This window comes from Albidovulum sp. (genome assembly GCF_041919395.1).
Lineage (GTDB): Bacteria > Pseudomonadota > Alphaproteobacteria > Rhodobacterales > Rhodobacteraceae > Albidovulum.
Map to the genome: position 1 here is coordinate 1 of NZ_JAYRTX010000172.1, position 3,020 is coordinate 3,020.

The 3,020-nt window shown below is 68.4% G+C and carries 5 protein-coding genes; 1 reads left to right on the forward strand and 4 read right to left on the reverse strand.

The features are described 5' to 3' along the window. Nucleotides 1-126: 126 nt before the first annotated feature. The 4 genes from ACMUOO_RS16920 to ACMUOO_RS16935 form a co-directional block, all read right to left on the reverse strand. Nucleotides 127-474 carry a hypothetical protein gene (locus ACMUOO_RS16920; RefSeq protein ID WP_301920209.1) on the reverse strand — a complete coding sequence of 116 codons (348 nt, stop codon included), beginning with the start codon at nt 472-474 and terminating at the stop codon, nt 127-129. 228 nt (nt 475-702) lie between these two features. After that, a complete protein-coding gene (pyrF, locus tag ACMUOO_RS16925; protein WP_301920383.1) occupies nt 703-1,425 on the reverse strand; it encodes an orotidine-5'-phosphate decarboxylase in 723 nt (240 codons plus the stop codon). A gap of 297 nt (nt 1,426-1,722) precedes the next feature. After that, nucleotides 1,723-1,956, reverse strand: coding sequence for a hypothetical protein (locus ACMUOO_RS16930; RefSeq protein ID WP_413855782.1), 234 nt, complete (start codon nt 1,954-1,956; stop codon nt 1,723-1,725). 3 nt (nt 1,957-1,959) lie between these two features. Continuing rightward, nucleotides 1,960-2,142: a hypothetical protein gene (locus tag ACMUOO_RS16935; protein ID WP_301920207.1), complete on the reverse strand. Its 183-nt coding sequence runs from the start codon at nt 2,140-2,142 to the stop codon at nt 1,960-1,962. Between the two features lie 187 nt (nt 2,143-2,329). On the opposite strand from ACMUOO_RS16935, the gene ACMUOO_RS16940 reads away from it, so the two are divergent. Beyond that, a partial coding sequence (locus ACMUOO_RS16940; RefSeq protein WP_413855783.1) for a Clp protease N-terminal domain-containing protein occupies nt 2,330-3,020 on the forward strand: 691 nt, incomplete at its 3' end.

The following is a 3,020-nucleotide window of genomic DNA, read 5'->3' on the forward strand; positions in this document are numbered from 1 at the left end:
GTGACGCGCCGACAGCGTCGCCCTCGTTGCCGCGCCGGAGAGGAAGTAGGGGACCATCGCCGGCATCGCCGTCATCGCCGCGAGGATCGTCGTCCCGCTGAGCAGGAAGAGCATGGTCCGGGCTGACTAGACCAGCCGCCCTGCCGCATCCCGTTCGCCGCGCGGGAACTGGACGAGGGCGAAGAGGAAGAGGCTGAGGAAGAAGACGAAGGCTGCGCCGTAGTGCAGCGCCTCGGGATGCGCGCCCGCACCGAAGACCCAACAGGTGCGCGGCTCGCCGAGGCAGACCGGATAGCCCACGCGGTGGACCGGCAGAAATGCGACAGCGATGGCGGCGGCCCCGCCGGTCCGCGAAAGCCACCGGTCCGGGAGCCACGCGCACGGCTTCCGTTCGTAGCCCCGATAGGCGAGCAGAAAGACCTCGATTGCCGAAAGCGCCCCGGTGAGCCCCCGCCCATCGCAGTGAAATGACAATCGCTGACCGAGGCTTCGAGCACATCCCCGGGCAGTGCGGCGTGTGTCGGCAGGGCAGCGGACAGACCAAGGCCGAGCCAGCCAAGCGCCTGACGGAGCGCGAGGTGCGACAGGACGAGCGGTTCGTGCGTCGGATTCGCAGCCGCAAGGGGGTGGGGGTGTCATGGCGCCTCCGGATCGGTTCCACGCCATGCTCGCAAATGGCCGGGTGCGTTGCCGAGCCTGGCGTCAGCGGTTCGGCCGGATTGCCTGCGGCGAGGAGAGCTCCGCCAGGATTGCATCGACCGCGGCAGCGGGATCGGGCGCGGCCCAGACCGGGCGGCCAACGACCACATGATCGGCGCCCGCCGCGACGGCTTCTGCGGGTGTCGCCACCCGTTTCTGGTCGTCGGGCGCCGCGCCAGCCGGCCGGACGCCGGGCGTGACGATCAGCCTCCCCGCCGCCTCGGGCAGGGCGCGGATAAGCGCGGCTTCCTGCGGGCTCGCGATCACCCCGTCGGCCCCGGCCTCGAAGGCCCGGCGGGCGCGTTCGACGACGATGTCGGGAACGTCACCCGGGCGGATCAGCGCGGCGTCGAGGTCTGCGCGGTCGAGCGAGGTGAGGATCGTCACGGCGAGGATCTTCGTCGCGCTTCCGCTCGCCCCCGCCTTTGCCGCCTTCACCACATGCGGATCGCCGTGCACGGTGAGGAAATCGAGGTCGAAGCGTACAAGTCCCCGCACCGCAGCCTCGACCGTGGCGCCGATGTCGAAGAGTTTCATGTCGAGGAAGATGCGCTTGCCATGTTCTTGCTTGAGTTCATGTGCGAGCGCGAGTCCGCCACCGGTCAGCATCCCGAGGCCGATCTTGTAGAAGCTCACGCGATCACCGATCCGCCGGGCGAGGTCGAGGCCCGCCAGCGCATCGGCTACGTCGAGGGCTATGATCAGGCGGTCGTCGGAGGGCAGCATGGGCAGGTCCCTTGCGGATGTCCGGCCGATGTGCGGAGTCGGCGCGACACTGTCAAGCGCGCTGTCGCAGGACGAGCCTTCCTGCTTGGCGAAAGGCATGCTTCCGGTAGCGCGCGTCCGCGGCAGACCGGCGTGACGAAGTGTCGAGGTGCCGTCGAGGCGTCTCCGTCGAACCGCCATGTGCAGGCGCGCGTGGGCGCGGGCAGCGGAATGCGCTGGCCTGTCGCTCCATGTGCTGCACCGAATCTCGGCACGCGCCGGTCCATGAACCGGAGTGCAGCCTCGTGCCGGCCGGTCTCAGGCGGCGCGGGCTTTCTGCTGCGTGGACATGCCCGCGAAGGCAAGCTTGGCCGCGCCGAGCACCCGATCGCGCAGGGGCGCCGCGCCGACGGGCCGTCCCGGAACGGTGACCGCGATGAAGACCCGAAGGGGCCGGTCGTCGCGCAGGGCGGTCAAAGCCACCACCGCCGAGACCATCCCCGTGGCGCGCTCTCGCCGGGCCCTGTGGATGCGGGCGGAAAGGATGCGCATCGCTCAGCCCCGGCGAGGGCGAAACGGGCTTGGCATCACGCGGGCGGGAAGCGTCTCCGCCTCCCGCTGCGAGGCGAGATCGGCCAGTTGCGGCAGAGGCGTCCTGCCGCCGACCAGGAATGCGCGCTGCCAGCGTTCCGCGGCACGGGCGAGTGCGCCGGATATGGGGTGGTCGTTCAGTGCCATGGCTGGGTCCTCCGTTAAGGTTAAGCGCGATTAGCCGCGATTCGCGTTTCGATTCCGTTGCCGTGACTTCCGTCCACCGTCCTTGAAAACCCCCGACCCGACGCCCAAGTCATCCCGGAGACCCGGGAGGCGTCGTGCTGCGGATGCGGGCGACCATGACCCCGGGGGCTGGAAAAGGAGATAGCCGATGAACATGGAAAAGTTCACGGAACGGTCGCGCGGCTTCCTTCAGGCTGCACAGACCATCGCGATGCGCGAGGGACACCAGCGCGTGGTGCCCGAGCACCTTCTTAAGGCTCTCATGGATGATGATCAGGGGCTGAGCGCCAACCTGATCAAGCGCGCCGGCGGCGAGCCGAAGCGTGTGCAGGAATCCGTCGACCAGATGATCGCGCGGATGCCGAAGGTCTCCGGCGGGGACGGTCAGGTCTATGTCGACACCAGTCTCGTCCGTGTGCTGGACGAAGCCGAGAAGGTTGCGAAGAAGGCGGGCGACAGTTTCGTTCCGGTGGAGCGTATCCTGATGGCGCTCGCCATGGTGAACACCAAGGCCAAGGATGCACTCGATGCCGGGGCGGTAACGGCTCAATCGCTGAACGCGGCGATCAATGATGTGCGCAAGGGACGCACGGCTGACAGCGCGTCGGCCGAGGAGGGCTATGAAGCGCTGAAGAAGTACGCCCGCGACCTGACCGCTGCCGCCGAGGAGGGAAAGATCGACCCGATCATCGGTCGTGACGAGGAGATTCGCCGCGCCATGCAGGTCCTGTCGCGGCGCACCAAGAACAACCCGGTCCTGATTGGCGATCCTGGTGTCGGCAAGACCGCGATCGCCGAGGGCCTCGCCATCCGCATCGTCAACGGCGATGTTCCCGAGT

Bases quoted from the DNA above. Each gene is read 5' to 3' on its own strand.
- ACMUOO_RS16930 (WP_413855782.1), bottom strand. From the start codon at position 1,956: ATGCGCATCCTTTCCGCCCGCATCCACAGGGCCCGGCGAGAGCGCGCC.
- pyrF (WP_301920383.1), bottom strand. From the start codon at position 1,425: ATGCTGCCCTCCGACGACCGCCTGATCATAGCCCTCGACGTAGCCGAT.
- ACMUOO_RS16935 (WP_301920207.1), bottom strand. From the start codon at position 2,142: ATGGCACTGAACGACCACCCCATATCCGGCGCACTCGCCCGTGCCGCG.